The 18,704-nt window shown below is 47.3% G+C and carries 5 protein-coding genes, 1 tRNA gene, 6 rRNA genes and 1 riboswitch; of the genes, 10 read left to right on the top strand and 2 right to left on the bottom strand.

Annotation, left to right across the window (positions count from 1 at the left end; all coding sequences use genetic code 11):
- Window positions 1-309: 309 nt before the first annotated feature.
- From OCU77_RS01590 to metA, 8 genes are all read left to right on the top strand, one after another.
- A 23S ribosomal RNA gene (locus OCU77_RS01590) occupies window positions 310-3,201 on the top strand.
- 127 nt (window positions 3,202-3,328) lie between these two features.
- Window positions 3,329-3,444, top strand: a 5S ribosomal RNA gene (gene rrf, locus OCU77_RS01595).
- Window positions 3,445-3,851: 407 nt separating this feature from the next.
- A 16S ribosomal RNA gene (locus OCU77_RS01600) occupies window positions 3,852-5,394 on the top strand.
- 367 nt (window positions 5,395-5,761) lie between these two features.
- Window positions 5,762-8,653: ribosomal RNA gene (locus OCU77_RS01605) — 23S ribosomal RNA — on the top strand.
- Between the two features lie 127 nt (window positions 8,654-8,780).
- Window positions 8,781-8,896 (top strand): 5S ribosomal RNA (gene rrf / locus OCU77_RS01610).
- Between the two features lie 78 nt (window positions 8,897-8,974).
- A tRNA-Thr gene (locus OCU77_RS01615) sits at window positions 8,975-9,050 on the top strand.
- Between the two features lie 9 nt (window positions 9,051-9,059).
- Window positions 9,060-9,175 (top strand): 5S ribosomal RNA (gene rrf / locus OCU77_RS01620).
- Together the 16S, 23S and 5S rRNA genes with 1 tRNA gene alongside form the textbook arrangement of a ribosomal RNA operon.
- Window positions 9,176-9,332: 157 nt before the next feature.
- Window positions 9,333-10,274, top strand: coding sequence for a homoserine O-acetyltransferase MetA (metA, locus tag OCU77_RS01625; RefSeq protein ID WP_048899178.1), 942 nt, complete (start codon window positions 9,333-9,335; stop codon window positions 10,272-10,274).
- Between the two features lie 84 nt (window positions 10,275-10,358).
- On the opposite strand, the gene OCU77_RS01630 is transcribed toward metA, so the two are convergent.
- Window positions 10,359-11,639, bottom strand: a complete 1,281-nt coding sequence (locus OCU77_RS01630) for a cation:proton antiporter (RefSeq protein WP_048899179.1) — start codon at window positions 11,637-11,639, stop codon at window positions 10,359-10,361.
- A 193-nt stretch (window positions 11,640-11,832) separates the two neighbouring features.
- Between OCU77_RS01630 and metH the strand changes: the two genes are divergently transcribed.
- Window positions 11,833-15,504 carry a methionine synthase gene (gene metH, locus OCU77_RS01635; protein ID WP_048899180.1) on the top strand — a complete coding sequence of 1,224 codons (3,672 nt, stop codon included), beginning with the start codon at window positions 11,833-11,835 and terminating at the stop codon, window positions 15,502-15,504.
- 70 nt (window positions 15,505-15,574) lie between these two features.
- Here the strand turns inward: metH and lysC are convergent, their stop codons facing one another.
- The gene (gene lysC, locus OCU77_RS01640) at window positions 15,575-16,873 is read right to left on the bottom strand and encodes a lysine-sensitive aspartokinase 3 (protein ID WP_239685998.1); all 1,299 of its coding nucleotides are present in this window, start codon (window positions 16,871-16,873) and stop codon (window positions 15,575-15,577) included.
- 188 nt (window positions 16,874-17,061) lie between these two features.
- A riboswitch (Lysine riboswitch) is annotated at window positions 17,062-17,261 on the bottom strand.
- Window positions 17,262-17,540: 279 nt separating this feature from the next.
- On the opposite strand from lysC, the gene OCU77_RS01645 reads away from it, so the two are divergent.
- On the top strand, window positions 17,541-18,659 hold the full coding sequence (locus tag OCU77_RS01645) for a pyridoxal-phosphate-dependent aminotransferase family protein (protein ID WP_048899182.1): 1,119 nt from the start codon (window positions 17,541-17,543) through the stop codon (window positions 18,657-18,659).
- The last annotated feature ends 45 nt before the right edge of the window (window positions 18,660-18,704 follow it).

The following is an 18,704-nucleotide window of genomic DNA, read 5'->3' on the forward strand; positions in this document are numbered from 1 at the left end:
TTTCTAAAGACATTCGCAAGAGTGTGATTAGAAAGTGGATATCTTCGGATAAACACATGCTCTTTAACAATCTGGAAAGCTGACTAGTAAATTGAATCAATCGATTCAATTACAATAGTATTTTTGCTTCTTTATTTAGAATCAGAAATACGAGTTCTCAAAACAACACACATTCAAGTGTCTTGGTTTTTGTCTTCACTTTTTAAAAAAGTGGAAATGAAAATAACGAGTCCGGCGAAAAACCAATTTGTGTCCTTATCAGATACATAACCTTGGTTGTTTGAACATACAGACCTCTTGGGGTTGTATGGTTAAGTGACTAAGCGTACACGGTGGATGCCTTGGCAGTCAGAGGCGATGAAGGACGTATTAACTTGCGATAAGCCCAGTTTAGATAGTAAAAATCACTTGAGACTGGGATTTCCGAATGGGGAAACCCAACTGCATAAGCAGTTATCGTGACGTGAATACATAGCGTAACGAGGCGAACCGGGGGAACTGAAACATCTAAGTACCCCGAGGAAGAGAAATCAACCGAGATTCCGACAGTAGCGGCGAGCGAAATCGGATTAGCCCTTAAGCTAGTCTTGCGTTAGGTGAACAAGCTGGAAAGCTTGGCGATACAGGGTGATAGCCCCGTAACCGACAGCGCATTACGAGTGAAAACGAGTAGGACGGGACACGTGATATCCTGTTTGAACATGGGGGGACCATCCTCCAAGGCTAAATACTCCTGACTGACCGATAGTGAACCAGTACCGTGAGGGAAAGGCGAAAAGAACCCCTGTGAGGGGAGTGAAATAGAACCTGAAACCGTGTACGTACAAGCAGTAGGAGCCCACTTGTTGGGTGACTGCGTACCTTTTGTATAATGGGTCAGCGACTTAATTTTAGTAGCAAGGTTAACCGTTTAGGGGAGCCGTAGGGAAACCGAGTCTTAACTGGGCGTCATAGTTGCTAGGATTAGACCCGAAACCAGGTGATCTAGCCATGGGCAGGTTGAAGGTGAGGTAACACTTACTGGAGGACCGAACCGACTAATGTTGAAAAATTAGCGGATGACTTGTGGCTAGGGGTGAAAGGCCAATCAAACCTGGAGATAGCTGGTTCTCCCCGAAAGCTATTTAGGTAGCGCCTCGGACGAATACTACTGGGGGTAGAGCACTGTTAAGGCTAGGGGGTCATCCCGACTTACCAACCCTTTGCAAACTCCGAATACCAGTAAGTACTATCCGGGAGACACACGGCGGGTGCTAACGTCCGTCGTGGAGAGGGAAACAACCCAGACCGCCAGCTAAGGTCCCAAAGTTATAGCTAAGTGGGAAACGATGTGGGAAGGCTCAGACAGCCAGGATGTTGGCTTAGAAGCAGCCATCATTTAAAGAAAGCGTAATAGCTCACTGGTCGAGTCGGCCTGCGCGGAAGATTTAACGGGGCTAAGCTATACACCGAAGCTGCGGCAATATGACTTGTCATATTGGGTAGGGGAGCGTTCTGTAAGCCGTTGAAGGTGGTCTGTAAGGGCTGCTGGAGGTATCAGAAGTGCGAATGCTGACATGAGTAACGATAAAGGGAGTGAAAAACTCCCTCGCCGGAAGATCAAGGGTTCCTGTCCAACGTTAATCGGGGCAGGGTAAGTCGACCCCTAAGGCGAGGCCGAAAGGCGTAGTCGATGGGAAACAGGTTAATATTCCTGTACTGCTTATAACTGCGATGGGGGGACGGAGAAGGCTAGGTGGGCTTGGCGACGGTCGTCCAAGTTCAAGGGTGTAGGCTGATAGTTTAGGCAAATCCGGACTATCTTAAGGCTGAGACCTGATGTCGAGTCACTACGGTGATGAAGTCATTGATGCCATGCTTCCGGGAAAAGCCTCTAAGCGATAGGTTATACGTAATCGTACTCCAAACCGACACAGGTGATCAGGTAGAGAATACCAAGGCGCTTGAGAGAACTCGGGTGAAGGAACTAGGCAAAATGGTACCGTAACTTCGGGAGAAGGTACGCTCCTCACGGTGATGAGACTTGCTCTCTAAGCTGTAGGGAGTCGCAGATACCAGGTGGCTGCAACTGTTTATTAAAAACACAGCACTGTGCAAAATCGAAAGATGACGTATACGGTGTGACGCCTGCCCGGTGCCGGAAGGTTAATTGATGGGGTTAGACTTCGGTCGAAGCTCTTGATCGAAGCCCCGGTAAACGGCGGCCGTAACTATAACGGTCCTAAGGTAGCGAAATTCCTTGTCGGGTAAGTTCCGACCTGCACGAATGGCGTAATGATGGCCACGCTGTCTCCACCCGAGACTCAGTGAAATTGAAATCGCAGTGAAGATGCTGTGTACCCGCGGCTAGACGGAAAGACCCCGTGAACCTTTACTACAGCTTGGCACTGAACATTGACCCTACATGTGTAGGATAGGTGGGAGCCTTTGAAACCTCGTCGCTAGATGGGGTGGAGGCAATCTTGAAATACCACCCTTGTATGCTTGATGTTCTAACGTCGCCCCCTTATCGGGGGTGCGGACAGTGCCTGGTGGGTAGTTTGACTGGGGCGGTCTCCTCCCAAAGAGTAACGGAGGAGCACGAAGGTGGGCTAATCACGGTCGGACATCGTGAGGTTAGTGCAATGGCATAAGCCCGCTTGACTGCGAGAATGACAATTCGAGCAGGTGCGAAAGCAGGTCATAGTGATCCGGTGGTTCTGAATGGAAGGGCCATCGCTCAACGGATAAAAGGTACTCCGGGGATAACAGGCTGATACCGCCCAAGAGTTCATATCGACGGCGGTGTTTGGCACCTCGATGTCGGCTCATCACATCCTGGGGCTGAAGTCGGTCCCAAGGGTATGGCTGTTCGCCATTTAAAGTGGTACGCGAGCTGGGTTTAGAACGTCGTGAGACAGTTCGGTCCCTATCTGCCGTGGGCGTTAGATGATTGAGAGGGGCTGCTCCTAGTACGAGAGGACCGGAGTGGACGAACCGCTGGTGTTCGGGTTGTGATGCCAATCGCATTGCCCGGTAGCTACGTTCGGAATCGATAAGCGCTGAAAGCATCTAAGCGCGAAGCGAGCCTCAAGATGAGTCATCTCTAGACCTTTAAGGTCTCTAAAGGGTTGTCGAAGACTACGACGTTGATAGGCAGGGTGTGTAAGTGCTGCGAGGCATTGAGCTAACCTGTACTAATTGCCCGTGAGGCTTAACCATACAACACCCAAGGGGTTTTACGGACTCCATGAGCACTTGAATGACGTGTTTGAACGATATTGTAAACACTAGTTAGATTTTCCCAGATTGTATTTATCGCCTGACGGCGGTAAATAACCCGAATTTGCTTGGCGACCATAGCATTATGGACCCACCTGATCCCATGCCGAACTCAGTAGTGAAACGTAATAGCGCCGATGGTAGTGTGGGGTCTCCCCATGTGAGAGTAGGTCATCGCCAGGCTTCAAATTTGAGAGCCCGTTGGCAACAACGGGCTTTTATTTCGCTCTAGCGCCACGTGGTGTGAGCGGAGTCAACATAAGGTTTTTATGTTTTAATCGAATGATTAAAAAGATGAAAATTTTATCTTGACTTAAAAATCAAGAAGCGTATTATACGCGTCCTGACTTGCTGAAGCGTTTAACGCTAAGTTATTGAAAGTCAACGTTCTTTAACAATTTGACCATGCAATCTGTGTGGGCACTCGTGAAATGAATAGTCAAAAAAGATTATATCAATGAACTGAGTGACCAATACAAATAACAAGTTTACTTATTATTTGGCACAGTCAATTCGAATATCATGACTAGCTTCTAGTTATCGATGTTCAATCAGTATTCATTGAGCCGGTCGCAAGACCAACAAAACTTTAATTGAAGAGTTTGATCATGGCTCAGATTGAACGCTGGCGGCAGGCCTAACACATGCAAGTCGAGCGGTAACAGGAAGTAGCTTGCTACTTCGCTGACGAGCGGCGGACGGGTGAGTAATGCCTGGGAATATGCCTTGATGTGGGGGATAACTATTGGAAACGATAGCTAATACCGCATAATGCCTACGGGCCAAAGAGGGGGATCTTCGGACCTCTCGCGTCAAGATTAGCCCAGGTGGGATTAGCTAGTTGGTGGGGTAAAGGCTCACCAAGGCGACGATCCCTAGCTGGTCTGAGAGGATGATCAGCCACACTGGAACTGAGACACGGTCCAGACTCCTACGGGAGGCAGCAGTGGGGAATATTGCACAATGGGGGAAACCCTGATGCAGCCATGCCGCGTGTATGAAGAAGGCCTTCGGGTTGTAAAGTACTTTCAGCAGTGAGGAAGGTGGTAGTGTTAATAGCGCTATCATTTGACGTTAGCTGCAGAAGAAGCACCGGCTAACTCCGTGCCAGCAGCCGCGGTAATACGGAGGGTGCGAGCGTTAATCGGAATTACTGGGCGTAAAGCGCATGCAGGCGGTCTGTTAAGCAAGATGTGAAAGCCCGGGGCTCAACCTCGGAACAGCATTTTGAACTGGCAGACTAGAGTCTTGTAGAGGGGGGTAGAATTTCAGGTGTAGCGGTGAAATGCGTAGAGATCTGAAGGAATACCGGTGGCGAAGGCGGCCCCCTGGACAAAGACTGACGCTCAGATGCGAAAGCGTGGGGAGCAAACAGGATTAGATACCCTGGTAGTCCACGCCGTAAACGATGTCTACTTGGAGGTTGGTGTCTTGAACACTGGCTTTCGGAGCTAACGCGTTAAGTAGACCGCCTGGGGAGTACGGTCGCAAGATTAAAACTCAAATGAATTGACGGGGGCCCGCACAAGCGGTGGAGCATGTGGTTTAATTCGATGCAACGCGAAGAACCTTACCTACTCTTGACATCCAGAGAATTCGCTAGAGATAGCTTAGTGCCTTCGGGAACTCTGAGACAGGTGCTGCATGGCTGTCGTCAGCTCGTGTTGTGAAATGTTGGGTTAAGTCCCGCAACGAGCGCAACCCTTATCCTTGTTTGCCAGCACATAATGGTGGGAACTCCAGGGAGACTGCCGGTGATAAACCGGAGGAAGGTGGGGACGACGTCAAGTCATCATGGCCCTTACGAGTAGGGCTACACACGTGCTACAATGGCGTATACAGAGGGCTGCCAACCAGCGATGGTGAGCGAATCCCAGAAAGTACGTCGTAGTCCGGATTGGAGTCTGCAACTCGACTCCATGAAGTCGGAATCGCTAGTAATCGTGGATCAGAATGCCACGGTGAATACGTTCCCGGGCCTTGTACACACCGCCCGTCACACCATGGGAGTGGGCTGCACCAGAAGTAGATAGCTTAACCTTCGGGAGGGCGTTTACCACGGTGTGGTTCATGACTGGGGTGAAGTCGTAACAAGGTAGCCCTAGGGGAACCTGGGGCTGGATCACCTCCTTAACGATAGACTGCTTGTTTAATGCAGTGTCCACACAGATTGCTTGGTAAAATAGTTTTAGAAATAGCGAAAGCGCTAATGAATAACGCCAGTTATTGATTAACGCTTTTTGCGTTATGCTCTTTAACAATCTGGAAAGCTGACTAGTAAATTGAATCGTTAGATTCAATTACAATAGTATTTTTGCTTCTTTATTTAGAATCAGAAATACGAGTTCTCAAAACAACACACATTCAAGTGTCTTGGTTTTTGTCTTCACTTTTTTAAAAAGTGGAAATGAAAATAACGAGTCCGGCGAAAAACCAATTTGTATCCTTATCAGATACACAACCTTGGTTGTTTGAACATACAGACCCCTTGGGGTTGTATGGTTAAGTGACTAAGCGTACACGGTGGATGCCTTGGCAGTCAGAGGCGATGAAGGACGTATTAACTTGCGATAAGCCCAGTTTAGATAGTAAAAATCACTTGAGACTGGGATTTCCGAATGGGGAAACCCAACTGCATAAGCAGTTATCGTTACGTGAATACATAGCGTAACGAGGCGAACCGGGGGAACTGAAACATCTAAGTACCCCGAGGAAGAGAAATCAACCGAGATTCCGACAGTAGCGGCGAGCGAAATCGGATTAGCCCTTAAGCTAGTCTTGCGTTAGGTGAACAAGCTGGAAAGCTTGGCGATACAGGGTGATAGCCCCGTAACCGACAACGCATTACAAGTGAAAACGAGTAGGACGGGACACGTGATATCCTGTTTGAACATGGGGGGACCATCCTCCAAGGCTAAATACTCCTGACTGACCGATAGTGAACCAGTACCGTGAGGGAAAGGCGAAAAGAACCCCTGTGAGGGGAGTGAAATAGAACCTGAAACCGTGTACGTACAAGCAGTAGGAGCCCACTTGTTGGGTGACTGCGTACCTTTTGTATAATGGGTCAGCGACTTAATTTTAGTAGCAAGGTTAACCGTTTAGGGGAGCCGTAGGGAAACCGAGTCTTAACTGGGCGTCATAGTTGCTAGGATTAGACCCGAAACCAGGTGATCTAGCCATGGGCAGGTTGAAGGTGAGGTAACACTTACTGGAGGACCGAACCGACTAATGTTGAAAAATTAGCGGATGACTTGTGGCTAGGGGTGAAAGGCCAATCAAACCTGGAGATAGCTGGTTCTCCCCGAAAGCTATTTAGGTAGCGCCTCGGACGAATACTACTGGGGGTAGAGCACTGTTAAGGCTAGGGGGTCATCCCGACTTACCAACCCTTTGCAAACTCCGAATACCAGTAAGTACTATCCGGGAGACACACGGCGGGTGCTAACGTCCGTCGTGGAGAGGGAAACAACCCAGACCGCCAGCTAAGGTCCCAAAGTTATAGCTAAGTGGGAAACGATGTGGGAAGGCTCAGACAGCCAGGATGTTGGCTTAGAAGCAGCCATCATTTAAAGAAAGCGTAATAGCTCACTGGTCGAGTCGGCCTGCGCGGAAGATTTAACGGGGCTAAGCTATACACCGAAGCTGCGGCAATATGACTTGTCATATTGGGTAGGGGAGCGTTCTGTAAGCCGTTGAAGGTGGTCTGTAAGGGCTGCTGGAGGTATCAGAAGTGCGAATGCTGACATGAGTAACGATAAAGGGAGTGAAAAACTCCCTCGCCGGAAGATCAAGGGTTCCTGTCCAACGTTAATCGGGGCAGGGTAAGTCGACCCCTAAGGCGAGGCCGAAAGGCGTAGTCGATGGGAAACAGGTTAATATTCCTGTACTGCTTATAACTGCGATGGGGGGACGGAGAAGGCTAGGTGGGCTTGGCGACGGTCGTCCAAGTTCAAGGGTGTAGGCTGATAGTTTAGGCAAATCCGGACTATCTTAAGGCTGAGACCTGATGTCGAGTCACTACGGTGATGAAGTCATTGATGCCATGCTTCCGGGAAAAGCCTCTAAGCGATAGGTTATACGTAATCGTACTCCAAACCGACACAGGTGATCAGGTAGAGAATACCAAGGCGCTTGAGAGAACTCGGGTGAAGGAACTAGGCAAAATGGTACCGTAACTTCGGGAGAAGGTACGCTCCTCACGGTGATGAGACTTGCTCTCTAAGCTGTAGGGAGTCGCAGATACCAGGTGGCTGCAACTGTTTATTAAAAACACAGCACTGTGCAAAATCGAAAGATGACGTATACGGTGTGACGCCTGCCCGGTGCCGGAAGGTTAATTGATGGGGTTAGACTTCGGTCGAAGCTCTTGATCGAAGCCCCGGTAAACGGCGGCCGTAACTATAACGGTCCTAAGGTAGCGAAATTCCTTGTCGGGTAAGTTCCGACCTGCACGAATGGCGTAATGATGGCCACGCTGTCTCCACCCGAGACTCAGTGAAATTGAAATCGCAGTGAAGATGCTGTGTACCCGCGGCTAGACGGAAAGACCCCGTGAACCTTTACTACAGCTTGGCACTGAACATTGACCCTACATGTGTAGGATAGGTGGGAGCCTTTGAAACCTCGTCGCTAGATGGGGTGGAGGCAATCTTGAAATACCACCCTTGTATGCTTGATGTTCTAACGTCGCCCCCTTATCGGGGGTGCGGACAGTGCCTGGTGGGTAGTTTGACTGGGGCGGTCTCCTCCCAAAGAGTAACGGAGGAGCACGAAGGTGGGCTAATCACGGTCGGACATCGTGAGGTTAGTGCAATGGCATAAGCCCGCTTGACTGCGAGAATGACAATTCGAGCAGGTGCGAAAGCAGGTCATAGTGATCCGGTGGTTCTGAATGGAAGGGCCATCGCTCAACGGATAAAAGGTACTCCGGGGATAACAGGCTGATACCGCCCAAGAGTTCATATCGACGGCGGTGTTTGGCACCTCGATGTCGGCTCATCACATCCTGGGGCTGAAGTCGGTCCCAAGGGTATGGCTGTTCGCCATTTAAAGTGGTACGCGAGCTGGGTTTAGAACGTCGTGAGACAGTTCGGTCCCTATCTGCCGTGGGCGTTAGATGATTGAGAGGGGCTGCTCCTAGTACGAGAGGACCGGAGTGGACGAACCGCTGGTGTTCGGGTTGTGATGCCAATCGCATTGCCCGGTAGCTACGTTCGGAATCGATAAGCGCTGAAAGCATCTAAGCGTGAAGCGAGCCTCAAGATGAGTCATCTCTAGACCTTTAAGGTCTCTAAAGGGTTGTCGAAGACTACGACGTTGATAGGCAGGGTGTGTAAGTGCTGCGAGGCATTGAGCTAACCTGTACTAATTGCCCGTGAGGCTTAACCATACAACACCCAAGGGGTTTTACGGACTCCATGAGCACTTGAATGACGTGTTTGAACGATATTGTAAACGCTAGTTAGATTTTCCCAGATTGTATTTATCGCCTGACGGCGGTAAATAACCCGAATTTGCTTGGCGACCATAGCATTATGGACCCACCTGATCCCATGCCGAACTCAGTAGTGAAACGTAATAGCGCCGATGGTAGTGTGGGGTCTCCCCATGTGAGAGTAGGTCATCGCCAGGCTTCAATTTCCTTGTTTTCAGATTTTGAATCTCAAAACAATAAAAAGTTTGTTGAAACAAACTTTAATTAGAATTTAGTGCTGGTATGGCTCAGTTGGTAGAGCGCACCCTTGGTAAGGGTGAGGTCCCCAGTTCAAATCTGGGTACTAGCACCATTAAATTTTTTCAGCGACCATAGCGCAATGGTACCACCTGATCCCATGTCGAACTCAGTAGTGAAACGTTGTAGCGCCGATGGTAGTGTGGGGCCTCCCCATGTGAGAGTAGGACATTGCTGAAACCCATTCTAAAACCCAGCCTTCGGCTGGGTTTTTTCATTTCTGACGTTTAATAATTCGAATTCAGACCAATCATCCTTTCTCGCTTGCGTATTTTCCTTATATTGTATATTTTTATTTAGATATCTGGACGTCTAAACATCTTAAGGAGCAAGAGAGATGCCAATTAAAATCCCCGATCGTTTGCCTGCAACGGATATTTTGCGTGGGGAAAATATCTTTGTTATGACGGAAGCACGAGCAGCAAGCCAAGGGATACGTCCGCTAAAAGTACTTCTACTAAACTTAATGCCTAAGAAAATAGAAACTGAGACGCAGTTTTTACGTTTGCTTTCTAATAGCCCGCTTCAAGTGGATGTTGAATTGCTACGAATAGACAATCGTCCTACGAGAAATACCCCTCAAGAGCATTTGGACACTTTCTATCGTCAATTTGAGATGGTGAAGTCACGCAACTTCGATGGATTGATTGTGACTGGCGCACCGTTAGGTTTGGTACAGTTCGAGGATGTTCTATATTGGGAAGAAATCCAAGCGATTATGAATTGGGCAAAAGATCATGTGACTTCAACATTATTTGTATGTTGGGCGGCACAAGCGGGTTTAAAGTTGTTATATGATCTGCCTAAAAAAACACGGAAAGAGAAGTTATCAGGCATTTACCATCATAAAACGCATGATTGTCATCATCCAATTCTTCGTGGCTTTGATGAAACTTTTAAAGCGCCTCACTCCCGCTATGCCGATTTCTCGCCTGATTATTTAGCTGAGCATACTGACCTTGATATTTTGGCGACCTCAGAGCAAGCTGGCGTGTATTTAGCGGCGACGAAAGATAAGCGTAATGTCTTTGTAACAGGCCACCCTGAGTATGATGTCACTACTTTACATAACGAATATATGCGTGATTGTAGTGAAGGTATGGAGCCTAACATCCCTCTGAATTATTACCCTGATGATGATCCAACTCAGCCCCCTGTTGCGAGCTGGCGAAGTCACGGTCATCTATTGTTTTCTAATTGGCTCAATTATTGTGTGTATCAGCAAACACCATTCGATCTTGATCATTTTTCAGAAGATAATTTTACCAAAGATGATTAACTCTTTTTGAGTCTTCATTTGTACTCAATATGCTGAATACAAAAAAGGCCTGCAATTGCAGGCCTTGTTCTTTTAGGGGCAGTCTTAGCTATTTTGTGATTCCCAGTTCTTTGCTTTCTGGATCAAAGAGGTAATGGTTGAACCTTGTACCAGAATGGAGAAAACGACAACGGCATAAGTCATGACAAGCATGATCTCACGTACATCTATGTTTTTCTCTGGAATAACAATAACACCAGCAGGAATCGCCATTGCCATCGCAAGCGCTAAGCCGCCGCGCAACCCGCCCCATGTTAGGATACGAACAGAGTACGGGTTGTAATCACGATAGTGATTAAAGCCGACATAAGAAAGACGAACACTTAAGTAACGGCTAAGTAATACAAGTGGCACGGCAATCGACATTAAGATCCAATCCTCTGAGTGGAAGCTAAATTGCAGCATGCTCATACCGATCAGTAGGAAAAGGACGCCGTTTAGGAATTCATCAACCAGTTCCCAGAAGTGATCAAGGTGATCTTCACTCTCTTTAGAAAAGCCAATGTAGCGCGTCCAGTTACCGATCATGATACCTGCTACGACCATGGCTAGCGGGCCTGAAACATGAAGTACATCGGCAAAAACATAACCTGCCGTTGGAATACCTAGTGTTAATAGTAATTCCATTGAGTGGTCATCTGTTGCGCTGATCAGGTAATGGAATAACAGCCCTAGTGCAAAGCCATACGCAATACCGCCAATCGCTTCTTGTAAGAAGAGCTGACCCACGCCTAATACCGTTGGTGCTTCACTGCCAAAAGCGATAGTGAAGAGGGTAACGAATAACACCAAACCAAAACCATCATTAAATAGCGACTCACCTTCAATTTGGGTTGAGATTCGGCGAGGGGCGTCCATTTTCTTTACGATAGCGAGAACGGCAATGGGATCGGTTGGGGAAATCAGTGCACCAAAGATCAAGCAGTAGATAAAGTCGAACTGAATGCCAATCGCTTGGCAGACCGCCCACAATGCACCACCGATAAAGAAGGTAGAAAAGAGCGTGGCACCGAGTGCTAAAACGGTGATTTCCCATTTTTGGTCTTCGAGGTTAGGAAGCTTGATCCCCAAACCACCGGCAAAGAGAAGAAAACCTAAAATCCCTTTGAGAAGGAAGCTTTCAAAGTTAATTTTACCGAGCTGTTCTGCGGCGATATCTTGGAGATTAAACCAACCATTCTGTCCGGCAATAACGATCCCTATAGATAAAACCAGCGCTCCGGCTGTTATGGCTATGGTTGTTTGCATCTTGCCGATTTTGCTATTAACAAAAGCGATGAGCATCGCCGCTGCGGCAAGAAAGCATAAGGTACTGTATACGGACATTCGAAACCTCGGGTTGGTGAATGTGTAAAGTTAAAAATTGTCACAAAATATAAAACCATCGGGTCATGATAGCCATAAAAAAATTAGGCTTTTGATGAATTAGTTTTTCTATTCCAATTATCTTTAGACGTCTAGATTTCCATTTTTGCTGTGATAGGATGTGAATTAGCTGTAACACTAAATAAGGAAGTAAATAGTGGCTAAGGGCAAAGGAATACTAGAACAAAGGTTAGCACAACAGATCCTCATTATTGATGGTGGCATGGGCACCATGATTCAGGGGTATAAGTTAGACGAAGAAGATTACCGTGGTGAGCGCTTTCGTGATTGGCACTCCGACCTAAAAGGTAATAATGATCTTCTTGTCCTAACACAACCGCAGCTTATTAAAGATATCCATCTTGCTTATTTAGATGCTGGCGCAGACATCCTAGAAACAAACACCTTTAATGCCACCACTATTGCGATGGCTGATTACGATATGGAGAGCTTGAGCGCAGAGATCAATTACGAAGCTGCTAAGCTCGCTCGCCAGGCTGCTGACGAATGGACAGCAAAAACACCGGATAAACCTCGATTTGTTGCTGGTGTTTTAGGCCCGACAAACCGAACTTGTTCGATTTCCCCTGATGTTAATGATCCCGGCTATCGTAATGTTACTTTTGATCAGTTAGTTGAGGCTTATGCTGAGTCGACGCGCGCCCTTATTGCGGGCGGTGCTGACATTATTTTGGTCGAGACTATCTTTGATACCTTAAATGCGAAGGCCTGCACATTTGCGGTTGAAACCGTATTTGAAGAAGATGGGATCCAGTTGCCTGTGATGATCTCTGGCACCATCACAGATGCATCTGGCCGTACGCTTTCAGGCCAGACGACAGAGGCTTTTTATAATTCACTGCGCCATGTTAAGCCTATCTCATTTGGCCTTAACTGTGCGTTAGGGCCAGATGAACTGCGCGAGTACGTTAACGAACTCTCGCGTATCTCAGAATGTGCCGTCTCTGCTCATCCTAATGCCGGTTTACCCAATGCCTTTGGTGAATATGACTTAAGCCCTGAAGAGATGGCTGAACATATTCAAGAGTGGGCGCAAAGCGGTTTCTTAAACCTTGTTGGCGGCTGCTGTGGTACGACACCAGAACATATCCGTAAAATGTATGAGGTCACCCGTGATCTTCAGCCTCGCCAATTGCCTGACATTCCCATCGCGTGCCGTTTATCTGGCTTAGAGCCTCTCACTATTGATGCTGATACTTTATTCATTAATGTCGGTGAGCGGACCAATGTAACGGGCTCTGCGCGTTTTAAGCGTTTGATTAAAGAAGAACTGTACGATGAGGCGCTAGAAGTTGCACGGCAACAAGTTGAAGCGGGAGCGCAAATCATCGATATCAATATGGATGAGGGGATGCTGGATGCGGAAGCGGCGATGGTGCGCTTCTTAAATTTGTGTGCAACTGAACCTGAAATTTCCAAAGTGCCTATTATGGTCGACTCTTCTAAGTGGGAGGTGATAGAGGCTGGTCTAAAATGCGTGCAAGGCAAACCGATTGTTAACTCGATCTCTTTAAAAGAAGGGAAAGATAAATTTATTGAACAAGCCAAGCTGTTACGCCGGTATGGGGCTGCAGTGATTGTGATGGCGTTCGATGAAGTCGGTCAGGCGGATACTCGAGAACGTAAAGTTGAAATTTGTACTAATGCCTATCGGGTTTTAGTGGATGAAGTCGGTTTTCCGCCTGAAGACATTATTTTTGACCCCAATATCTTTGCTGTCGCGACAGGTATCGAAGAGCACGATAATTACGCAGTCGACTTTATTGAGGCGGTCGGTGATATTAAACGCACGCTACCTTACGCCATGATTTCAGGTGGTGTTTCTAACGTCTCTTTCTCTTTCCGTGGCAATAATGCAGTGCGTGAGGCTATCCACGCTGTCTTCCTTTATCACTGTTTTAAGCAAGGCATGGATATGGGGATCGTCAATGCTGGGCAGCTGGCTATTTATGATGATTTACCCGATGAACTGCGCGAAGCTGTGGAAGATGTGGTACTGAATCGCCGTTCAGATAGTACTGAAAGGTTATTAGATATTTCTGCTAAATACCGTGATAGCGGTAAAGTGGAAGAAGATCGCAGTGCACAAGAGTGGCGTGGATGGCCTGTTGAGAAACGCCTTGAGCATGCGTTAGTTAAAGGCATTACAGAGTTTATCGTTGAAGATACTGAAGAAGCGCGCGCCAAAGCGAGTAAGCCACTTGAGGTGATTGAAGGTCCACTAATGTCTGGCATGAATGTGGTCGGTGATCTCTTCGGCGAAGGGAAAATGTTTCTGCCACAAGTGGTTAAATCTGCACGGGTAATGAAACAAGCGGTTGCCTATTTAGAGCCTTATATTAATGCTGAAAAACAAGCAGGGCAGAGTAACGGTAAAATCTTACTGGCGACCGTTAAAGGCGATGTCCATGATATCGGTAAAAATATTGTTGGGGTCGTCTTACAGTGTAATAACTATGAGATCATCGACCTCGGTGTCATGGTGCCATGTGACAAAATCCTTAAAGTCGCCAAAGAAGAAAACGTTGATATTATTGGTTTGAGTGGCTTGATCACCCCATCGCTTGATGAAATGGTGCATGTTGCCAAAGAGATGGAGCGACAAGGTTTTGAGTTACCACTTTTGATTGGTGGTGCCACCACCTCAAAAGCGCATACAGCGGTTAAAATTGAGCAAAACTATCATGCGCCAGTGGTGTATGTTTCGAATGCCTCGCGCGCTGTCGGTGTATGTTCGGCGTTACTTTCTGATGAGCAGCGTCCCGCTTTTGTTGAGCGATTAGACAAAGAATACGATGTAGTACGTGATCAACACAGCCGTAAGAAGCCTCGCACCGCTCCAGTTACGCTTGAGCAAGCGCGGGATAACCGTGTCGATATAGATTGGACGACGTATACGCCACCAGTGCCCGTTAAACCGGGTGTGCATGTGTTTAAAGATTTCCCTATTTCTGAACTGCGTCGCTATATTGATTGGACGCCATTTTTTATGACTTGGTCGCTGAGTGGTAAATACCCGACGATTTTACGCCATGAAGTCGTCGGCGAAGAGGCGCAGCGCTTATTTGATGATGCTAATGCACTGCTGGATGAGATTGAGGCCAAAGGCACGATTAAAGCCAATGGTGTCTGTGGTTTATTCCCTGCGAATAATATTGGTGATGACATTGAAGTGTATACCGATAACACCCGTAGCAACGTATTAACTGTCTTGCATGGCCTACGCCAGCAGACGCAGAAAACGAAAGGGGCGAACTACTGTTTGTCGGATTACATTGCGCCTAAAGCAAGTGGTCAGCCTGATTGGATAGGAGCCTTTGCAGTGACGGGTGGGATTGGTGAATATGATATCGCAGAACAATTTAAAGAAGCGGGTGACGATTATAATGCCATCATGATCCAAGCTGTTGCGGATCGATTGGCTGAAGCGTTTGCTGAGTGCTTGCATGAAAAGGTACGTAAAGACCTTTGGGGGTTCGCCCCCGAGGAAGCGTTGGAAAATGACGATTTGATCCGGGAAAAATACCAAGGTATTCGTCCTGCTCCGGGTTATCCTGCTTGTCCTGAGCACACTGAAAAAGGTACGATTTGGTCGCTGCTTGAACCTGAAGCAAATGCAGGAATGACATTAACGGAAAGCTATGCCATGTGGCCTGGTGCCGCTGTATCGGGTTGGTATTTCTCTCACCCTGAATCGCGTTATTTTGCCGTTGCACAAATTCAGCAAGATCAAGTAGAAGATTATGCACAACGTAAAGGTTGGACGCTTGAAGAAGCAGAGAAATGGTTAGGGCCAAATCTTTAAGTTAGATATTAAGCAATAAAAAAGAAAGGCACTCTTGGAGTGCCTTTCTTTTTTTATCGATTATTGAGGCTTAATGTTTTTCGAATAATTGCTGGTGGAGCTGTTGCACGATAGGCTTTGCATTGTCTTGATCGATTAAGAAGCAGAGGTTGTGGGGGCTCGCACCATAGCACACCATACGAAGCTGATATTTTTCGAGAGAGCCGAATACTTGGCTCACAGAACCTTGAGTATGGCTCATTTGATTACCAATCAATGCGACTAGGCAGAGACCTTGCTCGACTTCGACTCTGCACCATTCACTCAGAGCTTCAATCGCCGCTTGTGGTAGAGTCGGTGCACCACCTGCGGTATCGGTTTGATCCAGTGTTAGTGAAACGCTGACTTCTGATGTGGTAATTAAATCGACCGAAATTTTATGCTCAGCCAAAATGCGAAATACTTCAGCGAGAAAACCATAAGCGTGGAACATATTCAGACTCGTGAGTGTCACCATGGTTTGGTTGCAGCGTAGTGCTAGCGCTCGAAAAAGCGGGGCATCGCTAACGGTTTGTCGAATCCAGGTTCCCCCTTCCTCTGGTGCTTTTGAAGAGCCAACAAAGACTGGAATTTGTTGGCGTATCGCAGGAACTAAGGTTGAGGGGTGAAGAATTTTTGCACCGAAATTTGCCATTTCAGAGGCTTCGCTAAAGCTGATTTCTTTTATGGGTTGCGCCTTGGCGGCAATGCGTGGATCTGTGGTGTACATGCCTGGGACATCGGTCCAAATTTCTAACGTCGTTGCATTGATTGCTTCAGCCATTAATGCTGCACTGTAATCACTGCCGCCACGGCCTAGGGTTGTGGTGTGGTTGTTTTCGTCTGACCCAATAAAGCCTTGGCTGACGATAACATGATGCTGTAATTGGCTGCGAAGATGATCGTTACTGAGCTGGCGAATTGCTGTTGGGTTGGGAATGGCTTTGCCATATTGGCTATCGGTACGCATGACTTTGCGAATATCAAATCGAATCGCATCAATACCTTGCTCTTGAAGGATTTGTGTAAATAAATGGGTAGAGAGCAATTCACCATTTGCCACTAATTGGTCGGTAATTGCTGCACTGGGGTGATCAATGGCTTGCTCTGAAAGTATCGCGATATTGTCTAATAGAGCTTGGATAGCTGCAGCTGGGGCTTCTGGTGATTGAAGTTGCTCAAGCACGGATTGGTGTGTCTCGTGTAGGGTTTGGAGGCGTTGCTGACGTAGTGTGTTATCAGCAATGCCTTGGGATAACTCTACCAGTAAGTTGGTGACCCCAGAGCAGGCACTTATCAATACTAAGCGTGTTGCGGGGCTATTTGCCACAATCTGGGCACTACGTTGCATTGCGTTGTAGTCGGCAGCACTGGTACCACCAAACTTGGCAACGGTGAGTGCTAAAGGTGGTGTTGATGATAAAATCGGGCTCAAAACATGTCTCCTAAAAACAGCGTAAATATAGGAATCGAATGAAATAAGCGGGAGGTGCTGCTAGTAAGAAAGCAGTATCAAACGGCAAGCGGATAGAAATCACGATAACCAGAAGCTCCCCATATTGCACCTTTCTTGATTCCATTCAAAAGGTGAAATATGACAGCCAGAAGGATTCAACCTTCAAGGCCGATATGTCCGATCCCCTGCTCGGACGTATCTCGGCGTTACTCCCCCTCTTGGTTTGGCATTGGGGTGGGGCCCCGCCAAACAAATACCTGGGTAACGCTCCTCTTCTGTTTTTACCTGCTGGTAATATCAGCAGGGTGAACAAAAACTGAATAGCTATTGAATAGGATTTGTTATGATGTTGTCAACACATCCTTGATTGATTATGCAAAAAAATTGAAATAACTTGTTGGAGCCAGTTTCAGTGGGAGCGAATCACTCTTATGAGTGAACGAATGGCTGGTATTGGTATCTGCTTTTAATATAAGTGTTTCAATGAAAGATAAACATCGACCTACTTTATTCTGATATATAACTAAACATAAGCATCAGAGACCGTCTAAGGAGAATGACAATGACAATAGGAAGCTTCTATCCACCCCAACGTACTCTCATGGGACCAGGCCCTTCAGATATTTACCCGCAAGTGTTGCAGGCGCTAAGTCGTCCGACCGTTGGCCACTTAGATCCGACGTTTATCGGGATGATGGATGAACTTAAGCAGTTATTGCAGTACGCATTTCAAACTAAAAATAGTTTTACTATTGCGGTTTCTGCGCCGGGTAGTGCGGGTATGGAAGCGTGTTTTGTTAACTTAGTCGAACCGGGTGATAAAGTTATCGTCTGTCGCAATGGCGTATTTGGCGAGCGAATGCGTGAAAATGTACTGCGTTGTGGCGGTGAAGCTGTTGTGATTGATAATGCTTGGGGTGAGCCTGTTGACCCGAATTTGGTCGAGCAAGCATTAATTCAACACCCCGATGCTAAAATTGTTGCGTTTGTACATGCTGAAACTTCGACTGGTGCGCTGAGCGATGCGGAGGCGATTGCCAAGTTAGCGCGACAACATGATTGCTTAACCATAGTCGATGCAGTGACATCACTGGGTGGCGTTCCTCTGCTGGTGGACGAGTGGCAACTTGATGCAGTTTATTCGGGCAGTCAGAAGTGTTTATCGTGTGTGCCTGGTTTATCACCACTGACATTCTCTCAACGTGCTATCGATAGAATAGAGGCGCGCACGACACCGGTTCAAAGTTGGTTCCTTGATCAAAGTTTGGTGCTTGGCTATTGGAGCGGTGAGGGTAAGCGTAGCTATCACCATACCGCGCCAGTGAATAGCCTTTATGCTTTACATGAAGCGTTAGTGCTATTGCAACAAGAAGGGCTAGAGAACGCATGGCAGCGTCATCAAGATGCGCACCTCGCTTTGCGTGAAGGGCTTGAGCAGCTAGGGATCACTTTTGTTGTTGCTGAGGAGCATCGCTTACCACAGCTAAATGCGGTCTATATTCCTGAAGGCGTCAATGATGCTGAGGTGAGAAATACCTTGTTGACTCGGTATAACCTCGAAATCGGTGCAGGGCTAGGGGCGTTAGCAGGTAAAGCGTGGCGTATTGGTTTGATGGGTTATGCGGCAAGAAATGAGAACGTTGCCTTATGCCTTAAAGCATTAGAAAGTACCTTGAAATAATCAAGTACAACTTAGATTTAAAAATGGCGACCACTATGGTCGCCA

The organism is Photobacterium swingsii (assembly GCF_024346715.1).
Lineage (GTDB): Bacteria > Pseudomonadota > Gammaproteobacteria > Enterobacterales > Vibrionaceae > Photobacterium > Photobacterium swingsii.

What these genes read in the sequence shown, in the direction of transcription:
- lysC (WP_239685998.1), bottom strand. Translation starts at nt 16,873, where the DNA reads ATGCAACGTAGTGCCCAGATTGTGGCAAATAGCCCCGCAACACGCTTA.
- metA (WP_048899178.1), top strand. Translation starts at nt 9,333, where the DNA reads ATGCCAATTAAAATCCCCGATCGTTTGCCTGCAACGGATATTTTGCGT.
- OCU77_RS01645 (WP_048899182.1), top strand. Translation starts at nt 17,541, where the DNA reads ATGACAATAGGAAGCTTCTATCCACCCCAACGTACTCTCATGGGACCA.
- OCU77_RS01630 (WP_048899179.1), bottom strand. Translation starts at nt 11,639, where the DNA reads ATGTCCGTATACAGTACCTTATGCTTTCTTGCCGCAGCGGCGATGCTC.